Origin of the sequence: Sphingomonas sp. PvP056 (assembly GCF_040549155.1) — a bacterium.
GTDB lineage: Bacteria > Pseudomonadota > Alphaproteobacteria > Sphingomonadales > Sphingomonadaceae > Sphingomonas.
In genome coordinates, this window is record NZ_JBEPST010000006.1 from 70653 (window position 1) to 89797 (window position 19145).

Consider the following 19145-nt stretch of genomic DNA (forward strand, 5'->3'; position numbering starts at 1 on the left):
CGCGCGTGGACGGATCAACAGGAGCGGTGGGTTCGGCCCCGATCGACGCGGCACCACAGCGCGCGGGCGGCAATGTGCGCTGGGTGATTTGCGCGCTGCTCTTCTTTGCGACCACGATCAATTACATCGATCGCCAGGTCATCGGCATCCTTAAGCCGACGCTGCAGGGCGAACTCGGCTGGACCGAAGTCGATTACGGCATGATCGTCTTCTGGTTCCAGGCGGCCTATGCGATCGGCCTGTTGCTGTGCGGCCCAGTGATCGACCGGATCGGGTCCAAGCTCGGCTATGCGGCGGCGATCACGGTCTGGAGCTTCGCCGCGCTGGCGCATGCGCTGGTGCGCAGCCCCGGCGGGTTCGCGACGATGCGGTTCGCGCTGGGGCTGGGTGAGGCGGCCAATTTCCCCGCCGCGATCAAGTCGGTCGCCGAATGGTTCCCCAAGAAGGAACGCGCGCTTGCCGCCGGCATCCTCAACGCGGGCGCAAACGTCGGCGCGATCGCAACCCCGATCATCGTTCCCCTGATCGCGCTCAATTACGGATGGCAGGCCGCGTTCATCGGGACGGGGTTGCTCGGTTTCATCTGGCTGGCGGCATGGCTCGCCTTCTACCGCGCGCCCGAACGGCATCCGCGGCTGTCGCCGCAGGAACTGGCGTATATCACCAGCGACCAGGACAATGATGCGGGTGTGGCTCGCATCCCGTGGCGCGACCTGTTCCGCAAGCGGGCGACCTGGTCGTTCGTCGCCGCGAAGTTCCTGACCGACCCGGTGTGGTATCTCTTCCTGTTCTGGCTCCCCGACTTCTTCGCCAAGCGTCACGGGCTCGACCTCAAGACCTTCGGTCCGCCGTTGATCGCGGTGTATCTGCTCGCGGATGTCGGCAGCATCGGTGGCGGCTGGCTGTCGTCGGCGCTGATCAAGCGCGGCTTCAGCGTCAACGCCGGGCGCAAACTTGCGCTGCTCGTCTGTGCGGTATGCGTGCTGCCGATCATATTCGCGAGCAGCGTTTCGAGTCTGGTCGCCGCGGTCGCGATCATCGGGCTTGCCGCGGCTGCGCATCAGGGCTGGTCGTCCAACCTCTACACGATGGTCTCCGACACTTTCCCCAAGAGCTCGGTCGCCTCGGTGATGGGGATCGGCGGCGCGGCTGGGGCGATCGGCGGGATGATCATGGCGCGCTATGTCGGGCATGTGCTGGAAACCGTGGGCAGTTATGCGCCGGTGTTCATCTGGGCTGGGACGGCCTATCTGATCGCGCTGGCGATCGTGCATCTGCTGGTGCCGCGGCTGGATGCGAAGGCGGGGTAAGCGCTCGATTTAGGAGACGCCGTCTGCTCGCCTGCGAAGGCGGGATAGTCCTAGAACTAAGGGCCGTGCTCCCGCTTCCGGCCAACCCACCCCCGGCCCCTCCCTTCCAGGGAGGCGAGAACAAGGCCCGCCACGCGCACCTCCCCTCCCTGAAAGGGAGGGGCCGGGGATGGGTTGCCCTCCGCAGCGCGCACCGCCAACCTGCAAAATGCCGCCCTAAACCACGGCCTGATACCGTCAGGCCGGAGCAAGAGCCGACACGAACGCCCTCTTACGCCTTGCGCATTTGCTCCACCGCATGCGACGCGGCGCGCGCTGTCAGTGCCATGAAGGTCAGCGACGGATTGACGCACGACACCGACGCCATTTGCGCGCCATCGGTGATGTACAGGTTCGACGCCTCATGGGCCTGGTTCCACTTGTTGAGGACCGACTTGCGCGGGTCGAGGCCCATGCGCGCGCCGCCCATCTCGTGGATCGCATCACCGGGGACATGCTCGCTTTCGTTGCTCGTGACGTTGAGCAATCCGGCACCCTTGAGCATCGCCTCGCCCTGGACGCGCGCATCCGCCATCATCTTCAGCTCGTTGTCGCGGAAGCGGACGTCGAACTTCATCAGCGGGACCCCGAAGCGATCGACCTTGTCCGGGTGGAGCGACACCTTGTTGTCGGCATAAGGCAAGCATTCGCCGAACGCGCCCATGCTGAACTTCCACGGACCGTATTTGCGCATTCCGTGCTTCATATCGGCACCGAACCCGATCGGCGCTGCGGCTTCGCGGCTCGCTCCGCCCTGATAGCCATAGCCGCGCAGGAAGCCGACCCCGTCGTCCTTGCTGTTATTGCGGAAGCGCGGAATATAGACCGCGCCCGGACGACGGCCATATTCGATCATGTCCTGCATCCCCGGGATCTCGCCCGAGATCCCGACGCGGAAGATGTGATCCATCACATATTTGCCGAGCGTGCCGCTGGTGTCGAAATAGCTGCGATCCCCACCCGGCATGCGCGAGTTCATCAGGATCTGGTTGGTCCCCATGGTCGATGCGCACAGGAACACCAGATCGGCCGAGACCAGTTCGGAGAGTCCGGTCTTCGCATCGGTGAAGTGAACGCCCGTGACGCGCTTGCTCTTCGCGTCATACGCGAGCTTCGTCACCACCGCGTCCGACCGCAGCGTCAGCCGCCCGGTCGCGCGTGCGGCGGGAAGCGTCACCGCCTGAGTCGAGAAGTATGCGCCGAACGAACAGCCGTTGCCGCACTGGTTGCGGAACTGGCATTTGGTGCGGTTCTGGTCGGGCTTGTCCTCGGTCATGTTGGACAGGCGCGTGTTGATCAGCTTGCGCCCCGGGAACTGCGTCTCGAGCCGCTGCTTGACCCACTTTTCCGCAACGTTCATCGGGATCGGCGGCTGGAACTCGCTGTCGGGCAGATACGGCAGGTTCTCGCGCGAGCCCGAAACGCCGATGTATTTCTCGACATAGCTGTACCATGGCGCGACATCGTCATAACCGATCGGCCATTCGCCATCGATCCCGTCGCGCTTGTTCGCCTCGAAATCGGCCGGGCTCCAGCGGAACACCCAGCGGCCCCAGATCAGCGACTTTCCGCCGACTGCGGCGGGGCGGATCCAGTAGAACTTCTCGCCCTCATCGAAGGCATAGGGGTTCAGCCGGTCGTCATTATAGAACTTCTGGTTGCTGGGCGCGACATAGCCGTGCTTCGCAATGAAATAATCGCTGTCTTCCAGTGGCTTGGGCATACGATTGCGCGCCGGCACCTCATAAGCTGGCTTGCCGTCATATGTGTAATCTTCGCCATGTTCGACCATGATGCCGCGATCGAGCATGAGGACGCGAAGGCCCTTTTCCGTGAGTTCCTTGGCGGCGAACCCGCCGCTGACGCCCGATCCAATAACGATCGCGTCAAACCTGTTGGTGGATGCCATGATGGTATTTCCCGCTAGACTGATCAGTACCGCAACGCGCGCAGCGTCTCGAAGCTGGTGGTGACGTCGGGCAGATACGGCGCAGGCGCCTCATCGTTCTCGACATAGAAATGGCGGACGCCTGCGCTGCCCTTGCGGCGGAACAGGGCGGCAAAATCGGTCTTGCCCGCGCCGACGGCCGACATACTGCGGTCCGCGCGCATGTCCTTGACGTGATAGGCGTAGAGCCGTGCCCCGAGCCGGTCGATCAACGCGCCGACATCCTCGCCCGCATGCGCGGCCCAGTAGAGGTCGAGCTCGAGCTTGACGAGCGACGGGTTGGTCTCGCGCAGCAACCGCTCGTACAGGCTGACCCCGCCCGGCTTTGTCGTGAACTCGAAATCATGGTTGTGATAGGCGAAGCCGATCCCAGCCTTGCGCAACTCGGTCGCGAACCGCGTGAAATTGGGGAGCGCGGCGTTCCAGCCAGCCTCGGTACGGTGCTGGTCGGTCATATACGGCAGGACCACCGTGCTGACCCCGAGCGTCTTCGCCATCGCGAGCGATGCGTCGAACTTTCCGAGCAGCGCGTCATAGCTGATGTGCGCCGATGGTGCGCGCAGGCCCAGCCGGTCCATCGTCTTGCGCAGCATCGCGTGGTCCATCGCGTCATAGCCGCCACCGCCGAACTCCATCTCACGATAGCCAATCTTCGCGAGGGCCTCGAGCGTGCCGACGGGATCCTTCTGGAAGATCTCGCGCACCGTATAAAGCTGAAGTCCGATCGCACCGATCCGGCGCGTCGCCGCAGCGCGGGCAACCGTGGTTCCGACGAGCCCGAGCGCTGCGGCGCCACCGGCCCCCGCGAGCAAGTGTCTGCGATCGAGGATCATGCCGTGTACACCTTGTTGACCTTGGAATAGGGGAAGGCGCCGTTATATTCGCCGGGCACCGGCAGATATTCGCGCTCCTGCGTCATGCCGATTTCCGACGTGAAATAGCCGGTCAGCACGAGCTGGCGGAACACGAGGAAAAACGCGTTGCCGCCGGGCAGCTGGTCGTTCATCGCCAGCGTCAGCAAGGCGTCCTGCTGCGCCGCGGTCGCCTTGGCGACGGACACCTTATAGTCCTGCTGACTACGCGCCTCGAGCATCGCCAGCCCGGCAATCAGCGGCTCCCGCTCCTTGGGATAGGACCAGTCGGCGAGCAGTTTCTCGATATAGGCGGGCACGCCCGCTGCGATCGCGCCGGGGGTGTCGGTCGTTGGAAGGACCCGTTCCGACAATACCGTCACCGCTTCGCGCTGCGCGGGCGTGAACACCGCGACGCTGGGCGGGCCGTCGCTGATTTTGGGTACGGCCACCGGCCCGGCGGGCCCCGCCGCACGCGCGATCGGCGCGAATACCGCGGTGCCGAACATCGCCGCCACGCTTGCAAGCGCGCCTCTGCGATCGATCATGTCTTGTCCTCTCCTGTATAGGCGCCGGTGCGGATCATGCCGCGCCGTCCGCTGAGTCAATCATTCGATAAGCGGCAACCAACCGGTCCTCGCCCGCGCGCCCGGAGGTCGCATTACCATGCTCCATGCCGATCACGCCGGTATAGCGCTTGGCCTTGAGGTGGCGGACGATCGGGCCGTAGTTGATTTCACCGGTCCCGGGCTCGTTACGCCCGGGGTTGTCGCCGAACTGGATATAGCCAATCTCGTCCCAGCACGTATCAAGCGTCGGGATCAGATTCCCCGACTGGATCTGCTCGTGGTACAGGTCTGCCAGCACCTTGACCGCGGGGCTGTTGACGCCGCGGGCGACTGCATAGCCCTGCGAAATCGACTGCATATAGACGCCGGGATGATTGGTCCGCGTATTGAGCGGCTCCATCACCATCGCAATGCCGTGGGGTGCGACGATGTCGCCAGCACGACGCATCACGTCGATCACCCGCGCAGTCTGGATATCGTGCGGGACCTTGGGGTCGAGGAACCCGGTGACGACCGTCATTCGGGTCGCATTCAGACGTTTCGCAACCTCGATCGACCCGCGGACATCGGTGAGGAACGCCTCTCGCTCCGCACCGTCGGTGCTGCCGAGGATCGGGCGCGACTTGGACCATTGCGGCATGCTCGCGACGAACACGCCCATCGTCATCCCGCGCTGCGCCAGCGTTCGCGCCAACTGCTCCTGTTGCGCCACCGGCCGCGCGCGTGCCTCATTGTCTTCCCACGCGGTGAAGCCCTGATCGGCGGCATAGGCGATCTGTTCGAACAGACCGCCGCGGCTGGCGAAGCTGCCCTCGTGCGGCGCGAACTTGAGACCGAACTTGGCCGTAGTGGACGGTCGGCCGCGGGCGACGGCCACCCCGGACGCTAGGGTCGCCACGGCACTTGCCGCGAGGAGCGTCCGGCGTGACAGCGTCATGCGACCGACCGCATCATTTCGCGCCAGCGCTCTTCAGATAGGCGATGATCGCAGCGCGCTTTGCCGGGTCCGGAGTCGAGATCGGCATCCGCGTGCCGGGGACCTTCTTGCCCGGGTTGGTGAGATACTCGTCCAGCGTCTTTTCGTCCCAGCGCAATTTGGACGCCTTGAGCGCTGGCGAGTAGTTGAAGCCCGGCAGCGATGCGGCCGGACGCCCGACGACGCCGTGCAGATTGGGACCGATCCCGCTCTTGGCATCCTTCTGGACGGTATGGCACGCGCGGCAGGCATTGAACGCGGGCGGTGCGCCGGGGGCACTCTGTGCTGCGGTCGGGGTGGTCGGGGCAAGCACGGCTGCCGCAACCGCGGCCCCCGCCAACAAACTGATCTGAAGCTTCATTCATACTCTCCGGAACCGACACGAGTCCATTTCTGGTCGGATTGGGCATTGGATATCACGGCTTCGATGAACGCCATCGTACGCAAACCGTCAGGAACACCCGGAAACGCTGCGGCATCGCTCTCGCCGCGGATCGCGGTGGCAAAGGCGCGGTACAGATTGGCGAAAGCCTCGATATAGCCTTCGGGATGACCGGACGGCGTGCGCAGCAACGCGCTCGTCGCGGCGTCAAGCCCCGGACCGCCTGCACGAACGATCTCGGCAGGGCGATCGAGCCAGCGCAGGATGAGCGTGTTGGGCTCCATCTGTGCCCATTCGAGGCCACCGTGTTCGCCGTGGATGCGCAGGCGCAGTCCGTTCTCCTCACCCGCGGCGATCTGAGTCGCCTTGAGCAAGCCGCGTGCGCCATTGTCGAACCGCAGCATCGCGCCGACATCGTCGTCGAGCCGCCGCCCGGCGACATGCGTTGCGAGATCGGCCGACACCGTCTCGACCCGCAGCCCCGAGACATGTTCGGCGAGCTGGAAGGCGTGGGTGCCGATGTCGCCAAGGCATCCGCCAAGCCCGGCGCGCGCCGGATCGGTGCGCCATTCGGCCTGCTTGTTGCCATCGGTATCGATCGGCAGGCTGAGCCAGCCTTGGAGATACTCGACCTGAACCAGCCGGATCGCGCCCAGATCGCCACGCGCGATGCGGAGTCGCGCCTCCTCGACCAGCGGATAGCCGCTATAGGTGAAGGCCAGACCAAAATGCCGGCCGCTCGCGGTCGCGGCGGCGGCGATCGTCTCGGCTTCGGCCAGGCTCATCGCCATCGGCTTCTCGCAGAAGACGTGGAAGCCTGCATTGAGGCCCGCGATCGCCATCGGCGCATGGAGGTGATTGGGCGTGACGATCGCGATCGCGTCGATCCGCTCGTCCGCGGGAAGCGCGCTTTCTTGCGCGATCAGGGCATCGAACGTCGGATAGACCCGTTCCGGCGAAAGCCCGAGCCGTTCGCCGCTGCGCCGGCTGCGCTCGGCATCGGTGCTGAACGCGCCTGCGACCAGCCGCCAGTCGCCATCGAGCGCTGCGGCGCGCTGATGGATCGCACCGATGAACGCGCCGTCGCCGCCGCCGACCATGCCGAGCCGAAGAGGATGTCGAATCATGGCTTAGCCTTCGCTCGCCGGCAGCCCGAGGATCGTACGGATCGCCGCCCGGTCAGCGCCGCTTTTGGCGAAGTCATCGAACGCATGATCGGTGAGGTGGATGATATGATCGCGGATGAAGGGTGCCCCTTCGCGTGCGCCATCCTCTGCCCGTTTCAGCGCGCATTCCCACTCCAGCACAGCCCAGCCTGTATAGCCATATTGCGCTAGTTTGCTGAAAATAGACGAGAAATCAACCTGACCGTCACCGAGCGAGCGGAACCGGCCAGCCCGGTCGACCCACGGCTCGTACCCGCCGTAGACGCCCGACCGCCCAGTCGGGTTGAACTCGGCATCTTTGACGTGGAAGCAGGAGATGCGGTCGTGATAACGATCGATGAAGTCGAGGTAGTCAAGCTGTTGCAGCACGAAATGCGACGGATCGAACAGCATCCGCGCCCGCGGGTGGTGATCGACCGCGGTCAGGAACCGCTCCCACGACGCACCGTCGTGGAGATCCTCGCCCGGATGGACTTCATAGGCGCAATCGACCCCGGCGGCGTCGAACGCGTCGAGGATCGGCAACCAGCGCCGCGCCAGTTCGGCGAACGCTTCCTCGACCAGCCCGGCGGGGCGCTGTGGCCACGGATAGACATAGGGCCAGGCAAGCGCACCCGAGAAGGTAGCGTGCGCCGACAAGCCCAGATTGGCGCTGGCGCGCGCGGCGAGCTTGAGCTGCTCGACCGCCCAGGCTTGCCGCTCAGCGGGCTTGCCGTGAACTTCGGGGGGCGCGAAACCGTCGAACAGCGCGTCATAGGCGGGATGAACCGCGACGAGCTGGCCTTGCAAATGGGTCGACAGTTCGGTGACCGCGATCCCGTGCTTGTCGAGCATCCCGCGCAGATCGTCGCAATAGGCATTGCTCTCCGCCGCAAGCGACAGGTCGATCAGCCGGTCGTTGCACGGGATCTGCACCCCGACATAGCCAAGCCCTGCTGCCCAGCGCGCGAGGTTTTCGAGCGTGTCGAACGGTGCGGTGTCGCCCAGGAATTGCGCCAGGAAGATCCCCGGCCCCTTCATCGCGGTCATACTTCGGTCCTCGTTCTCGAATCGTCTTTGAACGCCAGCTGGAACAGCACGGCGATGCACGCTGCCGCGATCGCGGGATACCACCACATCCGGTGCCAGTCAGCGATGTCCGCCACTGCAGGCAATTGGGCATAGAGCAATGCGCCGATCTGCGACCCGAGCAACATCCCCACCCCGTAGGTAAATAGCGTCAGCATCCCCTGGGCCTGCGCGTTGACGCCCTTGGGCGTCGCGATCGTGCCCGTGTAGATCGCGCCCGCGACGAAGAAGAAGTCATAGCAGACGCCGTGCAACGCCACGCCGAGGTACACCGCCCACAGACCCGAGCCGCCGTCGCCGATCGCGAACAGCGCGTAGCGCACCGCCCAGGCGGCCATCCCGACCAGCAGCAGCGGCTTGACGCCGAACCGACGGTACAGCCACGGCATCGAGAACATGAAGGCCAGTTCGGACATCTGCCCGATCGCGAGCGTGCCGCCGACATTCTCGATCCCCGCCGCGCCGACATAGGGCGAGGCATAGGCATAATACATCGCGAGCGGGACCGAGATCAGCGTGGCGCAGACGATGAACACGAGGAACGAGCGCTGCTTGAGCAAGCTGAACGCCTCGACGCAGAGCACCTGGCGCAGCACGCCCTCGTCGCGCGGCGCATCCGGCGCGACATTGGGCAGCGTGAAACTGTAGAGGCCGAGCGCGATCGATGCGACCGCGGCGATGGTGAAGATCTGCGGGCTGGCCGACAGCCCCGCCCAACCGACGATCAGCCCCGCGGTGATCCAGCCCACCGTGCCGAACGCCCGCGCGAAGGGAAAGCGGTCGGCGCGGTCGCCAAAGCTCTTGAGCGCGATCGTGTTGGCGAGGCCGACGGTAGGCATGTAGAGGATCATGTAGCAGAGCAGCAGCCAGACGAACGTTGCACCCGCCTCCGGGGTGATCAGCGACGGAAGCACGAACAGCAGCGCGCCACCGACGAGGTGCAGGATCACCATCAGCAGGCGCGGCGCGACATAGCGCGCGGCTGCCATGCCGATCAGGAAGGACCCGACGATCGAAGCGATCGGCCCGACCGAAAAGGCGTTGCCGATCAATGACCCGATCCCGACCGTCTGCATTACCAGGCCAAGCGTGACGGTCCACGCCCCCCAGACAAAGAACTGCAGGAACATCAGGACGCTGAGGCGCCCGGTCAGCCATCCGTCCGAGGGCGTGACGACTGTTCGATCAATCTGTTCCGAAACGGCCATCGTCATCCTCACTCGCGCAGTTTGCCTGCTTGTCGGACAAGAAGCTAACCGGGGCAAATCAGGATGTAAAGGATTACATCGGATCGTCATCGACATGCGCCGCGACTCGATCCATGACGGTTCGATGACGACCATTATCGACGTAGCCGCGAGGGCCGGGGTTTCGACTGCCACGGTCTCGCGTGTCCTCAGTCGACCCGAGCGAGTCGCCGAACCGACCCGCCTGCGCGTGCTCGAAGTGGTCCGCACGCTGGGCTACGCCCCCAACGTCGCCGCACGCACCCTGCGCACGTTGCGGGCGGCCAAGATCCTGCTGACGGTTCCCGATATCTCCAATCCGTTCTTCGCCAGCGTCATTCGCGGTGCCGAAGAGGCAGCGCGCGATGCGGGTTATGCGGTGGTGGTGGGGGATACGCGGCACGACCCCGAGATCGAGGACCAATATGCCGAAATGCTGTCGCGACGCGAAGTCGACGGGCTGATCTTTCTTGGTCATCGATTGCCCGAAAGCCTCCAGCCGTTGCTCGACCTTCGTGGCGACGCTGCGCCGATCGTCAACGGGTGCGAATACAGCCCGGGCATCGGCGTCCCCAGCGTCCACATCGACAATGCCGCCGCAAGCGGCGAGGCGTTCGAGCATCTCGTCGCGCTCGGCCACCGCGACATCGGCGTCATCACCGGGCCGACGATCAGCCCGATCAGTCGGGATCGGCTGAGCGGTGCGACCGCGGCAGCGGCGCGGCACGGTCTGGTGGATCGGCTGCGGGTCCGCACTGCAGACTATTCGGCGGGAGTCGCGTTCGAACAGGCCCGCGCCTTGCTCCTCGAGGGAGTGACCGCACTGTATTGCTTCAGTGACGAAATGGCGATCGGCGCAATCAGTGCGGTGGCCGAGGCTGGCCTGTCGTGTCCCGGAGACGTTTCGGTGGTCGGCTTCGACGACGTTCCGCTCGCGCGCTATTTCCAGCCCGGTCTGACGACGATCGCACAGCCCAAGGCAATGATCGGGCGCCGCGCGGTTGAGCTGCTCGTCCATATTCTGCGTGATGCACCAAGCCCGCCACGTCAGGTCACGCTGGACCATATGCTGATCGTCCGCGGCAGTACGGCACGCCCACGGCATTAGTCGCGTGCCGGGCTTGCACCGCGCAACATGGTGGTTTGGCGCACGAAATTTGGTCGTGAGCGATCGGTCGCTTGCTCCCGCGGGAATCGGCTGTCAGGTTGCGGCAACGAAACGGGGGGAACGGTTCGATGTTCGGCCGCAATGGCCGTTCGGAAACGGTTCGCCGAACCCTGTAAATCTATGGTGCTGCATCGCCTTGCGGCACCGCTATTGGAAAGGATGGTCCTATGACCGCAACGCTCTCGCTCCTCGCCGTCGCCATGCTGGCGCAGGCCGCGCCGGCCTCTCCAGCCGCGACCGCTCCCGAGCAACGCCCCGAGGCAACCGAAGTCTGGCAGCCCGAACCCCCGGTGGTTGTCGTCGCGCCGACGCCGTCCGTTCCCGCCCCCGCCGACGCGCTGGTATTGTTCGACGGCAAGAACCTCGATCAGTGGATCAGCACCAAGGACAAGGGTGCCGCGCGCTGGACGGTCGGCGACGGTGTGCTGACGGTGCGCAAGGGCACCGGCAACATCGAGACCAAGCGCAAGTTCGGCAATTATCAATTGCACCTCGAATGGCGCGTTCCGGCCAACATCACCGGCACGGGGCAGGCACGGGGCAACAGCGGGCTGTTCCTCGCCTCAACCGGCGAGGGCGACGAGGGGTACGAACTCCAGATCATGGATAGCTTCCGCAACAAGACCTATGTCAACGGTCAGGCGGGTGCCATTTACAAGCAGATCATCCCGCTCGCCAACCCGACCCGCGCCCCCGGCGAATGGCAGAGCTACGACGTGATCTGGACTGCGCCGGTGTTCGGCGCGGACGGGAAGCTCACCAGCCCCGCCTATGCGACCGTCTTCTTCAACGGCGTCCTGGTCCAGAACCACGTCGCGTTGAAGGGCCAGACCCGCTACATCGGTGCGCCGGAGTATAAGGCGCATGGCCCCGCCGCGATCAAGCTGCAGGACCATGGCGACCCCAGCGCACCGATCAGCTTCCGCTCGATCTGGATCCGCGATCTAAAGTAATCCTAGCTCGAGCAAGACAGGAGGCGCGTCGGTTCGCCGACGCGTCCTTCGGAAGAAAGGGGACCTGTTTGCGTCACTGACCGTTAACGGTGATGCACCTGTTCGAAAGCCTCGACGCGATCCTGCTCGCAGCCTTGCTGCTGCTTGCGCTCGCGCGGAAACTCAACGTCCCCTACCCCACGCTGCTGGCCGCCGCCGGAATCGGTTTTGCGCTGCTGCCGTTCGTGCCGGACATCGCGGTCGATCCGCAGCTCGCGCTGGCGTTGTTCATCGCGCCTGCACTGCTCCATGCGGCGTATCATACTAGTCTGCGCGGGCTTCGGCGCTACTGGTTCCCATTGGTGTCGCTCGCAGTGTTCGCGGTCATCGTCACGACGGCGGCGGTCACCTTCGTCGGCATGGCAGCGGGGGGACTGTCGTTCGCCGCGGCCTTCGCGCTGGGGGCGATCGTCGCACCGCCCGACGCCGCCGCCGCGGAAGCGGTTCTGTCGGAGATCGGCATTCCGCGCCGGGGCATGTTGCTGTTGCAGGGCGAAAGCCTGCTCAACGATGCGACGGCACTGCTGCTGTTCGGGCTGGCGGTCGCGATGGCGAACCATACCGACACCGCCGCGACCCCGTGGGTCCTCGCCGCTGCCGCCCCCGCCGGTGCGCTGTTCGGGCTGGCGTGCGGTTGGGCGTACCTTCGGATTGTTCCGATCTTCGCAGGCACGCTCGGGTCGAGCCTCGCCGATTTTGCGGTTACCTTCGCGATCTGGCTAGCGGCGGAGCGCCTGCACCTGTCGCCGGTGCTCGCGGTCGTGGCGTTCGGATTGCTGGTTGCGCAACGCCGCCCCGCCGGCCAACCGGCACGCGACCGGATCCAGTCCAAGGCAGTGTGGGCCGCCGCGGTGCTGGTGCTCAACGTCGTGGCATTCCTGCTGATGGGTCTGCAGTCGCGCGATATCGTCTCGAAGCTGTCGCCATCCGAGCGCCTTCCCGCACTGGGCTTTGCGCTGCTGGTGCTCGTCACCGTGCTCATCGTCCGGCTGGCGTGGGTGTTCCTGGTGCGCGCGATCGAAGGGGTGATCGTTCGCCGCTATGCGCCCGCATGGCTTCCCGAACCGCCGCCGTGGAGCGCGTCGCTGGTACTCGGCTGGTCGGGAATGCGCGGGCTGGTCACGCTCGCCGCGGCCTTCGCGCTGCCGCATGCTTTGCCCGGGCGCGATCTGATCGTGCTGTCCGCCTTCGCGGTCGTGATCGGGACACTCGTGGTTCAGGGGTTGACGCTGGGGCCCTTGATCCGATGGTTCGGCAGCGACGAGGATGCGGGGCTTGCGGCCAAGATCGGCACTGCACGGCGGCAGGTTATCCATGCCGGACTGCACGCGCTCGACGATGACGACACCTCGGATGCGGCCAACGCGCTCCGCGTACGCTACGGCGCGGCGCATGACGTGGCGTCGAACGCGGAAGATCCCCAGGCGCCGTCGGAATTCGATCGGCTCCACCTCAAGGTCCTCGAACAGCAGCGTGCCGAACTCAACACGATGCGCGAAAGCGGCGACCTTGCGGAAGATGTGTATCGGCGGCTGCTCGAGGAACTCGACTGGTCGGAAGTCGAGGCGCGGTCCTATTCGGACAACATGTTGCGGTCGGCCTGAGCGCTGCGGTCGCGGCCTGGAAATGCCGCGACCGCAAAGACCGCTCAAACCAGCCCGTCGCCTTCCACGACCAACGCAACGCCGATCGGGTCGCGACGGGCGGCAGGCAAAGTGACGTACAGCGCGTCGCTTCCCTGCCGGATATCGAGCGGCGCGGTAGAGCCGGGGAGCGTCACGCGCCGGACGGTGCCGCGCTTGGCGAGTTCGGGTAGCCGCGCGACGCCATTCTCGGGCCAGCCCAGCACGAAGGCATGGACCGCGGTGCCCTTGCGGACGTAGCGAATGTCTTGCGCGGTATAGGGCGAAGTCGGCTTGCCTTCGCTAAAGTCCCCGCTTTTGATGCTGGTCGGCCCCTCGCCGAACACACGCCACGGGCGTGTTCCGTAGATCGCGGCACCGTAGCGACCCATCCATGCGGCGATCCCCTCGACCACCGCTTCTTCCTTCTCGTCGATCGTGCCGTCGCCACGCATCGGCACCGAGACCATCAGATTGCCGTTCTTCGAGACCACGTCGCAGAGGGTATGGATGACTTTCGCCGGAGTCTTGTACCCGTCCCGGTCATACAGATCGCGATCATAATGCCAGTTGCCGATGCACGTGTCGGTCTGGAACGGATATGGCTGAATGTCGTCGTGGACGCCGCGTTCGACATCGTCGACGATCCCCATCCGGCGGCCGACCGGCGTGCCCTTTGCGGTAACGACAGCCTCGTTGCGGCCGTCATGCCAGCGCATCGACTGGTTGTAGAAATAGGCGGTGATATCGAGCCCCGCCTGCCCCAGCGGCAGGTCGAAATTATCGAAATACACCATGTCCGGGCGATACCGGTCGATCAGTTCCTTGCAGCGCAGCGACCAGTTGCGCGTGAAGGCGGGATTGGCGACAGGCGCAGCCTCAGTCCACACGCGGTCGTGCGCTTCGTGCCAGGCGTTCGCCGCCTTGATCGTGCGCAGACCGTCGGGCATTGGCATGGTGCGTCCGGTGTAGAGTTGCTGCGGGTCCAGCCCATCCCACCATTTCCCGCGCCCACCCGCCTTGGTCAGCCACGCCGCGTCGTAGCGCTTGCCGGCCAGGGGGCCCTCGGGATCATAACCATAGGCCGGTTGCAACCAATGCCAGGCATGCGCCGAATGGTTGGATACGCCAAACCGCAAACCACGATCGCGCGCCAGCTTGCTCCATTGCCCGATGATATCGCGGCGCGGGCCGATGCGGGTCGCATTCCACGGATGATGGCTCGACGCATAGGTGTCGAAATTGTCGTGGTGGTTGGCAAGCGCCATGAAGTAGCGCGCGCCGGCGCGCTGATACAGATCCATCAGTCGCGCAGGATCCCAGCGGTTCGCGGTCCAGCGCGGGAACATCTCCATGAAGCCGGTGCGCGACGGATGCCCGTAATGCGCGACATGATGATCGTACGCGCGCGACCCTTGCAGGTACATGTCGCGCGCATACCAGTCACCGGCCTCGGGAACGCATTGCGCAGACCAGTGCGCCCACATGCCGAACTTGGCATCGCGGAACCAGTCGGGTGCGCGGTAACGCTCGGTGAAGGACTGCCAATTTGGACGGAATGCACCGTCGGCAGGCGCGGCGCGCACCCCTGTCGCCAGGGCACTCAGACCCAGACCCGTCATGGACAGCATCGATCGGCGATCAACGATCATTATCGTCTCCTATTGCCGGCTTGCGCGGCGTTTGTCGGACAAGATACGGGATCGATCCGTTCGCACAAGCAAGAAAGGTTTTGCATTAGCGAGAATTCTGGGCTGCTTGCCTGAAATGCTCGGACTGCACCGCCCCTAACGACCTGTTTTGTTTTGCCTGCCGCGGCACCGGGGGACCGATGCCGCGTTGCACCGCCAATGAAAGTTCCAGCCGAGCAAACCACCGACGCAGCCTCCTGGTGGTTGATCGGCGCAATGGGCATTCTCTGCCTTCTCGTGTCCGCCGATCTCGGCTTCTATGTACGCGCAGCCAGCGTCCTGCCGCTCGGGATCGGGCTGCTGACCCTTATCGCCGGAATGGTGATCGGATCGCGCACGGGCCGTCCGCGGTTATCGGCCGGAGCCACAGCATTCCTGCAGATGACGCTGTTCACGGTGATCGGCGTGGTGCTGGCTTATGCGCTGGCGGCGCGGGCCGGGCCATTGTGGGACGATAGCTTTGCCGCATGGGACGTGGCGCTGGGCTTCGACTGGCCTGCAGTGTTCGCAGCAGCAGACCGGTCGCCCGTGATGTTGTGGATCGGAGGGCTCGCCTATCACAGCCTGACGCTACAAATGATCGTCGCGATCGTCGTGCTCAGTGCAACCGACCGCGCCGACACGCTGCGGATCGCGGTTGCAGCGGCGATCCTCGGGGGTTTTGCGACGATCGCGATTTCGGGCATTGTGCCCGCACTGGGGAACGTGTTCGATCCCGCCGCGTATCATATCCTGTGGCCGTCGGTGGCCTGGATCGAACGGGACATGATCCTCGGGCTTCGGGACGGGTCGTGGCGGATGATCGACCTGACGCAGCTTATGGGCATCGTCAGCTTTCCGAGCTATCATGCGACGTTGCCGGTAATCCTCGCCTGGGCACAGCGCGACGTTCGCGGATGGCGGTTCGTCGCACCGGTGTGGGCTGGCGTGACGATCCTCGCGACGCCGGTGTTCGGCGGGCATTACGGGGTCGACGTGCTGGCGGGGCTAATCATGGCGGTGCTGGCGCTGTCGGTCGCACCGTGGATGGCCCGTCGGCGGATCGGCTGGCGCGGAAACCTGCCGACAACGGCTAGCCACGTCGGGTAGACCGGCGATAGGAGACACACTCCGGCTTGCCGCAACGAGACTCGGAGTTTGGAATGGCGTGGTACGACAAACTGGCGATCGTAGTGGGCATGGTGCTGTTCATGGAGTGCTTTGCCTGGGCGACGCACAAATATGTCATGCACGGATGGGGCTGGGGCTGGCATCGGTCGCACCATGAACCGCATGACAGCGCGTTCGAGAAGAACGACCTTTACGCGGTAACCTTCGCGGTGCTCGTGATCGCGCTGTTCGCGCTCGGCGTGCTGTGGGAGCCCTTGTGGTGGGCTGCGCTCGGCATCACCGTTTACGGCGGCATCTACGCCTTCGTCCACGACATGCTCGTCCATCAGCGGTTCGGTTCGCGCTGGGTGCCGCGGCGCGGCTATGCCAAGCGCTTGCTTCAGGCGCACCGGCTCCACCATGCCGTCAAGGGCAAGGACGGCGGCGTGAGTTTCGGCTTCCTGTTCGCGCCCGATCCCGCACGGCTCAAGCGGCAACTTGCGGAGCGGAACGAGCGATGAGCGTGCTGTCCGCTGCCGACACGCGCAACCCTGTTTCGCGCGACGGCGATGCGCGCACGAGCCTGTTGCTCGCCGCCGCGATCGGGCTGGCATGGCTGACGATCCATGTCGGCGCGATCTTCTTCTGGCGGTGGAACGCCATGACGGTGTTGCTCGCGGTGCCCGTGATCCTCGTGCAGGCATGGCTCAGCACCGGCCTGTTCATCATTGCACATGATTGTATGCATGGCTCGCTGATGCCCGGCCGACGCGGCGTCAACACGGTGGTCGGTACGCTGTGTCTCGCGGCTTATGCCGGGCTGTCCTATCGCGCGCTGTTTCCCAAGCATCACGCGCACCACGCCGCACCCGGCACCGCGGACGATCCCGATTTCCATGCAGGCGAACCACGGCGCGCAGGGCCGTGGTTCTTCCGGTTCTTCCTCGGTTATTACACCCATGCGCAGATCCTGCGCATCACGGTCGCCGCGATCGTCTACATGCTGTTGGGCGCTTCGCTCCTCAACATCGTCGTATTCTGGGCGATCCCAGCACTTCTTGCGCTGGTGCAACTGTTCCTGTTCGGCACCTATCTGCCGCATCGCCACGAGGACACACCGTTCGCCGATGCGCATAACGCCCGCAGCAATGCACTATCCCCGCTGGTCTCGCTGATGACGTGTTTCCATTTCGGAACCTATCATCATCAGCACCACCTCAGTCCGCGGACTCCGTGGTGGCGGCTCCCGAGTTCAATCGGGGGTCGATAGCGCGGCATCGATCCGTGCGGCGGCCTCCGCCGCGCCCCCTGCCGAAAGCATTTCGGTCGCCAGCCGAGCCGCCGCCGCCCGGTAGCCGGCACCTTCCATCACGTCGGTCAACGCCGCTGCCAGACGTCGCACGGTCAGCCCCCGCGGTGACACGGCCCGCCCCGCCCCGATCCGTACTAGGCGCGCAGCCGTACCAGGCTGTTCGAACGCGATCGGCAGCGCGACAATCGGCACGCCCGCGGCAAGCGCGTCGATCACCGAATTGAAGCCGCCGTGGAGCACCGCCGCGGAACACTGCCGCAGCACCGCCTCCTGCGGCCAGAACGCGCGCACCAGCGGATCCCCCGGCAGCGCAGACGCCTCCGCCGCGCTCAGCCCGCCGCCATGCGCGATCACTGCGCGCGCACCGATCATCGCGCACGCCTCTGCCATCGTCGCAAAGAGCCCTCGCCGCCCCCCCTGCAGCGTGCCGAGCGAACAGAACACCAAGGGCCGCCCATCGGACGGAAGATCGACCGGCACGTCCATCGTCGCGCGCCACGGGCCGCCGTAAACGATCGCGGCCGATCGCGGATAATCCAGCGCTTGCGGGCATTGCGCGATCGACAGGCGGCCGCGCGTGGCGGTGCGTGCATCGAGGTTCCACGCACGACGGCGGGATGCGAGCACCTGCGTGATCGGGCGCAACAACAGGTCCGACACGAAATACCCACCGTGATTGCGAAACCGACCGATCCGATCGGGCCGATACTTCCAGCCCAGGAAAGGCGGGGGGACGTTCGGCTCGCGCAGCAGCGGCAGGCCGGTGATGCTCACCACATGCGGAACGCCGAGCCGCTGCGCGATCAGTGCCCCCGCAGCCTCAGCAGAATCGGCGATCACCGCGTCCACGCCGATCGCGCGCAGCACGTCGGGTGCCTCGTCGAGCAGCGTCGCGGTCATCGCCGCGGTACTGTGGATCATCCGCGTAAGCCCGACCGGGCCGGTCGGATCGGCGAGCTTGGCAAGATAGGCATCGATCGATGCCGTAGGTGCGCCGGACCCATCGAGCGCGGCGAAACCGATCCCCGGCGTCGTCACGAACCGCGACACCGCCGCAAGATGGACGACCGTGACGCGGTGGCCATGCGTCGCGAGCGCGGTGCCGAGCACCTGCAACGGGTTCAGATGCCCCGGCGTCGGCGGCGCGATGATCGCGATATGACGAGGAGCGGACATCACGAACCTGCAGATTTCGAACGAAGGGGTTACGCGGCGTTCCGCTGTTGCCGCTGCCGATACGTGACGGTGTTTCCGCGGCAATAAAGCAAGATAGCGATTGCCGACCTACCTGCGTGCGGACGAAAAGTCGATGCACGCGATTCTGGATCGCAATGCCCCGCGGGAGCGCGACAGGATCCGACGCCCTCCGCGACCCGGCTCAGGCGCGGTGCGGCCCGAAGAAGATCACCGCTGCGCCAAGGAGGCAAAGCGCCGCCCCCGCCAGATCCCACCGATCAGGCCGCACGCCTTCGGCCAGCCACAGCCACAGCACCGCCGCGGTGATGTAGATCCCGCCATAAGCGGCATAGGCACGGCCTGCGTCAGATGCCTCGACTCGGGTCAGCAGATACGCGAATGCCACGAGCGCTGCGCATCCCGGCACCAGCCACCATGCTGACCTGTCCATGCGCAGCCATGCCCAGAACGCGAAACACCCCGCGATCTCCGCGACGGCGGCGCCAATGTACAGGATGATGGACTGCATGGTGGCGTGTGTAGCCGAGCGATGGCGCAAG

At 65.3% G+C, this 19145-nt stretch carries 18 protein-coding genes; 7 read left to right on the plus strand and 11 right to left on the minus strand.

Going from position 1 to position 19145, the window contains the following annotated elements; all coding sequences use genetic code 11:
* Positions 1 to 5: 5 nt before the first annotated feature.
* A complete protein-coding gene (locus ABIC17_RS14665) occupies positions 6 to 1310 on the plus strand; it encodes an MFS transporter (protein WP_502958472.1) in 1305 nt (434 codons plus the stop codon).
* A 271-nt stretch (positions 1311 to 1581) separates the two neighbouring features.
* Here the strand turns inward: ABIC17_RS14665 and ABIC17_RS14670 are convergent, their stop codons facing one another.
* The 8 genes from ABIC17_RS14670 to ABIC17_RS14705 form a co-directional block, all read right to left on the minus strand.
* Positions 1582 to 3258, minus strand: a complete 1677-nt coding sequence (locus ABIC17_RS14670) for a GMC oxidoreductase (RefSeq protein ID WP_354282961.1) — start codon at positions 3256 to 3258, stop codon at positions 1582 to 1584.
* A 23-nt stretch (positions 3259 to 3281) separates the two neighbouring features.
* Positions 3282 to 4130, minus strand: a complete 849-nt coding sequence (locus ABIC17_RS14675) for a sugar phosphate isomerase/epimerase family protein (RefSeq protein WP_354282963.1) — start codon at positions 4128 to 4130, stop codon at positions 3282 to 3284.
* On the minus strand, positions 4127 to 4696 hold the full coding sequence (locus tag ABIC17_RS14680; protein WP_354282965.1) for a gluconate 2-dehydrogenase subunit 3 family protein: 570 nt from the start codon (positions 4694 to 4696) through the stop codon (positions 4127 to 4129). Before ABIC17_RS14680 ends, ABIC17_RS14675 begins: the two co-directional genes overlap by 4 nt.
* A gap of 34 nt (positions 4697 to 4730) precedes the next feature.
* The gene (locus tag ABIC17_RS14685; RefSeq protein WP_354282966.1) at positions 4731 to 5594 is read right to left on the minus strand and encodes a hydroxypyruvate isomerase family protein; all 864 of its coding nucleotides are present in this window, start codon (positions 5592 to 5594) and stop codon (positions 4731 to 4733) included.
* A 73-nt stretch (positions 5595 to 5667) separates the two neighbouring features.
* Complete coding sequence (locus tag ABIC17_RS14690; RefSeq protein ID WP_354282968.1) at positions 5668 to 6054, minus strand: c-type cytochrome; 387 nt, start codon at positions 6052 to 6054, stop codon at positions 5668 to 5670.
* Positions 6051 to 7202: a Gfo/Idh/MocA family protein gene (locus tag ABIC17_RS14695; RefSeq protein ID WP_354282970.1), complete on the minus strand. Its 1152-nt coding sequence runs from the start codon at positions 7200 to 7202 to the stop codon at positions 6051 to 6053. Before ABIC17_RS14695 ends, ABIC17_RS14690 begins: the two co-directional genes overlap by 4 nt.
* A gap of 3 nt (positions 7203 to 7205) precedes the next feature.
* Positions 7206 to 8270 carry a sugar phosphate isomerase/epimerase family protein gene (locus ABIC17_RS14700; RefSeq protein ID WP_354282972.1) on the minus strand — a complete coding sequence of 355 codons (1065 nt, stop codon included), beginning with the start codon at positions 8268 to 8270 and terminating at the stop codon, positions 7206 to 7208.
* On the minus strand, positions 8267 to 9517 hold the full coding sequence (locus ABIC17_RS14705; protein ID WP_354282974.1) for an MFS transporter: 1251 nt from the start codon (positions 9515 to 9517) through the stop codon (positions 8267 to 8269). Before ABIC17_RS14705 ends, ABIC17_RS14700 begins: the two co-directional genes overlap by 4 nt.
* Before the next feature lie 124 nt (positions 9518 to 9641).
* Here ABIC17_RS14705 and ABIC17_RS14710 point away from each other — a divergent pair, with 124 nt between their 5' ends.
* The 3 genes from ABIC17_RS14710 to ABIC17_RS14720 all read left to right on the plus strand — a co-directional run bounded on the left by ABIC17_RS14710 (position 9642) and on the right by ABIC17_RS14720 (position 13299).
* On the plus strand, positions 9642 to 10643 hold the full coding sequence (locus ABIC17_RS14710) for a LacI family DNA-binding transcriptional regulator (RefSeq protein WP_354282976.1): 1002 nt from the start codon (positions 9642 to 9644) through the stop codon (positions 10641 to 10643).
* A gap of 227 nt (positions 10644 to 10870) precedes the next feature.
* Entirely contained in the window at positions 10871 to 11656 is a 786-nt protein-coding gene (locus tag ABIC17_RS14715; RefSeq protein WP_354282978.1) for a 3-keto-disaccharide hydrolase, read from the plus strand.
* A 92-nt stretch (positions 11657 to 11748) separates the two neighbouring features.
* Positions 11749 to 13299 carry a cation:proton antiporter gene (locus tag ABIC17_RS14720; protein ID WP_354283364.1) on the plus strand — a complete coding sequence of 517 codons (1551 nt, stop codon included), beginning with the start codon at positions 11749 to 11751 and terminating at the stop codon, positions 13297 to 13299.
* Between the two features lie 44 nt (positions 13300 to 13343).
* Here ABIC17_RS14720 and ABIC17_RS14725 read toward each other — a convergent pair whose 3' ends face one another.
* Positions 13344 to 14969 (minus strand): alpha-L-fucosidase, encoded by a 1626-nt coding sequence (locus ABIC17_RS14725; protein ID WP_354282980.1) that lies wholly within the window; start codon positions 14967 to 14969, stop codon positions 13344 to 13346.
* 198 nt (positions 14970 to 15167) lie between these two features.
* Here ABIC17_RS14725 and ABIC17_RS14730 point away from each other — a divergent pair, with 198 nt between their 5' ends.
* The 3 genes from ABIC17_RS14730 to ABIC17_RS14740 are packed head-to-tail and all read left to right on the plus strand — an operon-like array spanning position 15168 to position 17367.
* A complete protein-coding gene (locus tag ABIC17_RS14730; RefSeq protein WP_354282982.1) occupies positions 15168 to 16097 on the plus strand; it encodes a phosphatase PAP2 family protein in 930 nt (309 codons plus the stop codon).
* A gap of 53 nt (positions 16098 to 16150) precedes the next feature.
* Positions 16151 to 16618, plus strand: a complete 468-nt coding sequence (locus ABIC17_RS14735) for a sterol desaturase family protein (protein ID WP_354282984.1) — start codon at positions 16151 to 16153, stop codon at positions 16616 to 16618.
* The gene (locus ABIC17_RS14740) at positions 16615 to 17367 is read left to right on the plus strand and encodes a fatty acid desaturase (protein WP_354282986.1); all 753 of its coding nucleotides are present in this window, start codon (positions 16615 to 16617) and stop codon (positions 17365 to 17367) included. The genes ABIC17_RS14735 and ABIC17_RS14740 overlap by 4 nt, the downstream gene beginning before the upstream one ends.
* Here the strand turns inward: ABIC17_RS14740 and ABIC17_RS14745 are convergent.
* Together ABIC17_RS14745 and ABIC17_RS14750 are read right to left on the minus strand one after the other, a co-directional pair.
* Entirely contained in the window at positions 17350 to 18585 is a 1236-nt protein-coding gene (locus tag ABIC17_RS14745) for a glycosyltransferase (RefSeq protein ID WP_354282988.1), read from the minus strand. The genes ABIC17_RS14740 and ABIC17_RS14745 overlap by 18 nt on opposite strands.
* A gap of 202 nt (positions 18586 to 18787) precedes the next feature.
* A complete protein-coding gene (locus ABIC17_RS14750) occupies positions 18788 to 19114 on the minus strand; it encodes a YnfA family protein (protein ID WP_354282990.1) in 327 nt (108 codons plus the stop codon).
* Positions 19115 to 19145 lie beyond the last annotated feature (31 nt).

What these genes read in the sequence shown, in the direction of transcription:
- ABIC17_RS14725 (WP_354282980.1), bottom strand. Translation starts at nt 14,969, where the DNA reads ATGATCGTTGATCGCCGATCGATGCTGTCCATGACGGGTCTGGGTCTG.
- ABIC17_RS14680 (WP_354282965.1), bottom strand. Translation starts at nt 4,696, where the DNA reads ATGATCGATCGCAGAGGCGCGCTTGCAAGCGTGGCGGCGATGTTCGGC.
- ABIC17_RS14750 (WP_354282990.1), bottom strand. Translation starts at nt 19,114, where the DNA reads ATGCAGTCCATCATCCTGTACATTGGCGCCGCCGTCGCGGAGATCGCG.
- ABIC17_RS14745 (WP_354282988.1), bottom strand. Translation starts at nt 18,585, where the DNA reads ATGTCCGCTCCTCGTCATATCGCGATCATCGCGCCGCCGACGCCGGGG.
- ABIC17_RS14715 (WP_354282978.1), top strand. Translation starts at nt 10,871, where the DNA reads ATGACCGCAACGCTCTCGCTCCTCGCCGTCGCCATGCTGGCGCAGGCC.
- ABIC17_RS14670 (WP_354282961.1), bottom strand. Translation starts at nt 3,258, where the DNA reads ATGGCATCCACCAACAGGTTTGACGCGATCGTTATTGGATCGGGCGTC.
- ABIC17_RS14720 (WP_354283364.1), top strand. Translation starts at nt 11,749, where the DNA reads ATGCACCTGTTCGAAAGCCTCGACGCGATCCTGCTCGCAGCCTTGCTG.
- ABIC17_RS14695 (WP_354282970.1), bottom strand. Translation starts at nt 7,202, where the DNA reads ATGATTCGACATCCTCTTCGGCTCGGCATGGTCGGCGGCGGCGACGGC.
- ABIC17_RS14740 (WP_354282986.1), top strand. Translation starts at nt 16,615, where the DNA reads ATGAGCGTGCTGTCCGCTGCCGACACGCGCAACCCTGTTTCGCGCGAC.
- ABIC17_RS14705 (WP_354282974.1), bottom strand. Translation starts at nt 9,517, where the DNA reads ATGGCCGTTTCGGAACAGATTGATCGAACAGTCGTCACGCCCTCGGAC.
- ABIC17_RS14735 (WP_354282984.1), top strand. Translation starts at nt 16,151, where the DNA reads ATGGCGTGGTACGACAAACTGGCGATCGTAGTGGGCATGGTGCTGTTC.
- ABIC17_RS14710 (WP_354282976.1), top strand. Translation starts at nt 9,642, where the DNA reads ATGACGACCATTATCGACGTAGCCGCGAGGGCCGGGGTTTCGACTGCC.
- ABIC17_RS14730 (WP_354282982.1), top strand. Translation starts at nt 15,168, where the DNA reads ATGAAAGTTCCAGCCGAGCAAACCACCGACGCAGCCTCCTGGTGGTTG.
- ABIC17_RS14700 (WP_354282972.1), bottom strand. Translation starts at nt 8,270, where the DNA reads ATGACCGCGATGAAGGGGCCGGGGATCTTCCTGGCGCAATTCCTGGGC.
- ABIC17_RS14675 (WP_354282963.1), bottom strand. Translation starts at nt 4,130, where the DNA reads ATGATCCTCGATCGCAGACACTTGCTCGCGGGGGCCGGTGGCGCCGCA.
- ABIC17_RS14690 (WP_354282968.1), bottom strand. Translation starts at nt 6,054, where the DNA reads ATGAAGCTTCAGATCAGTTTGTTGGCGGGGGCCGCGGTTGCGGCAGCC.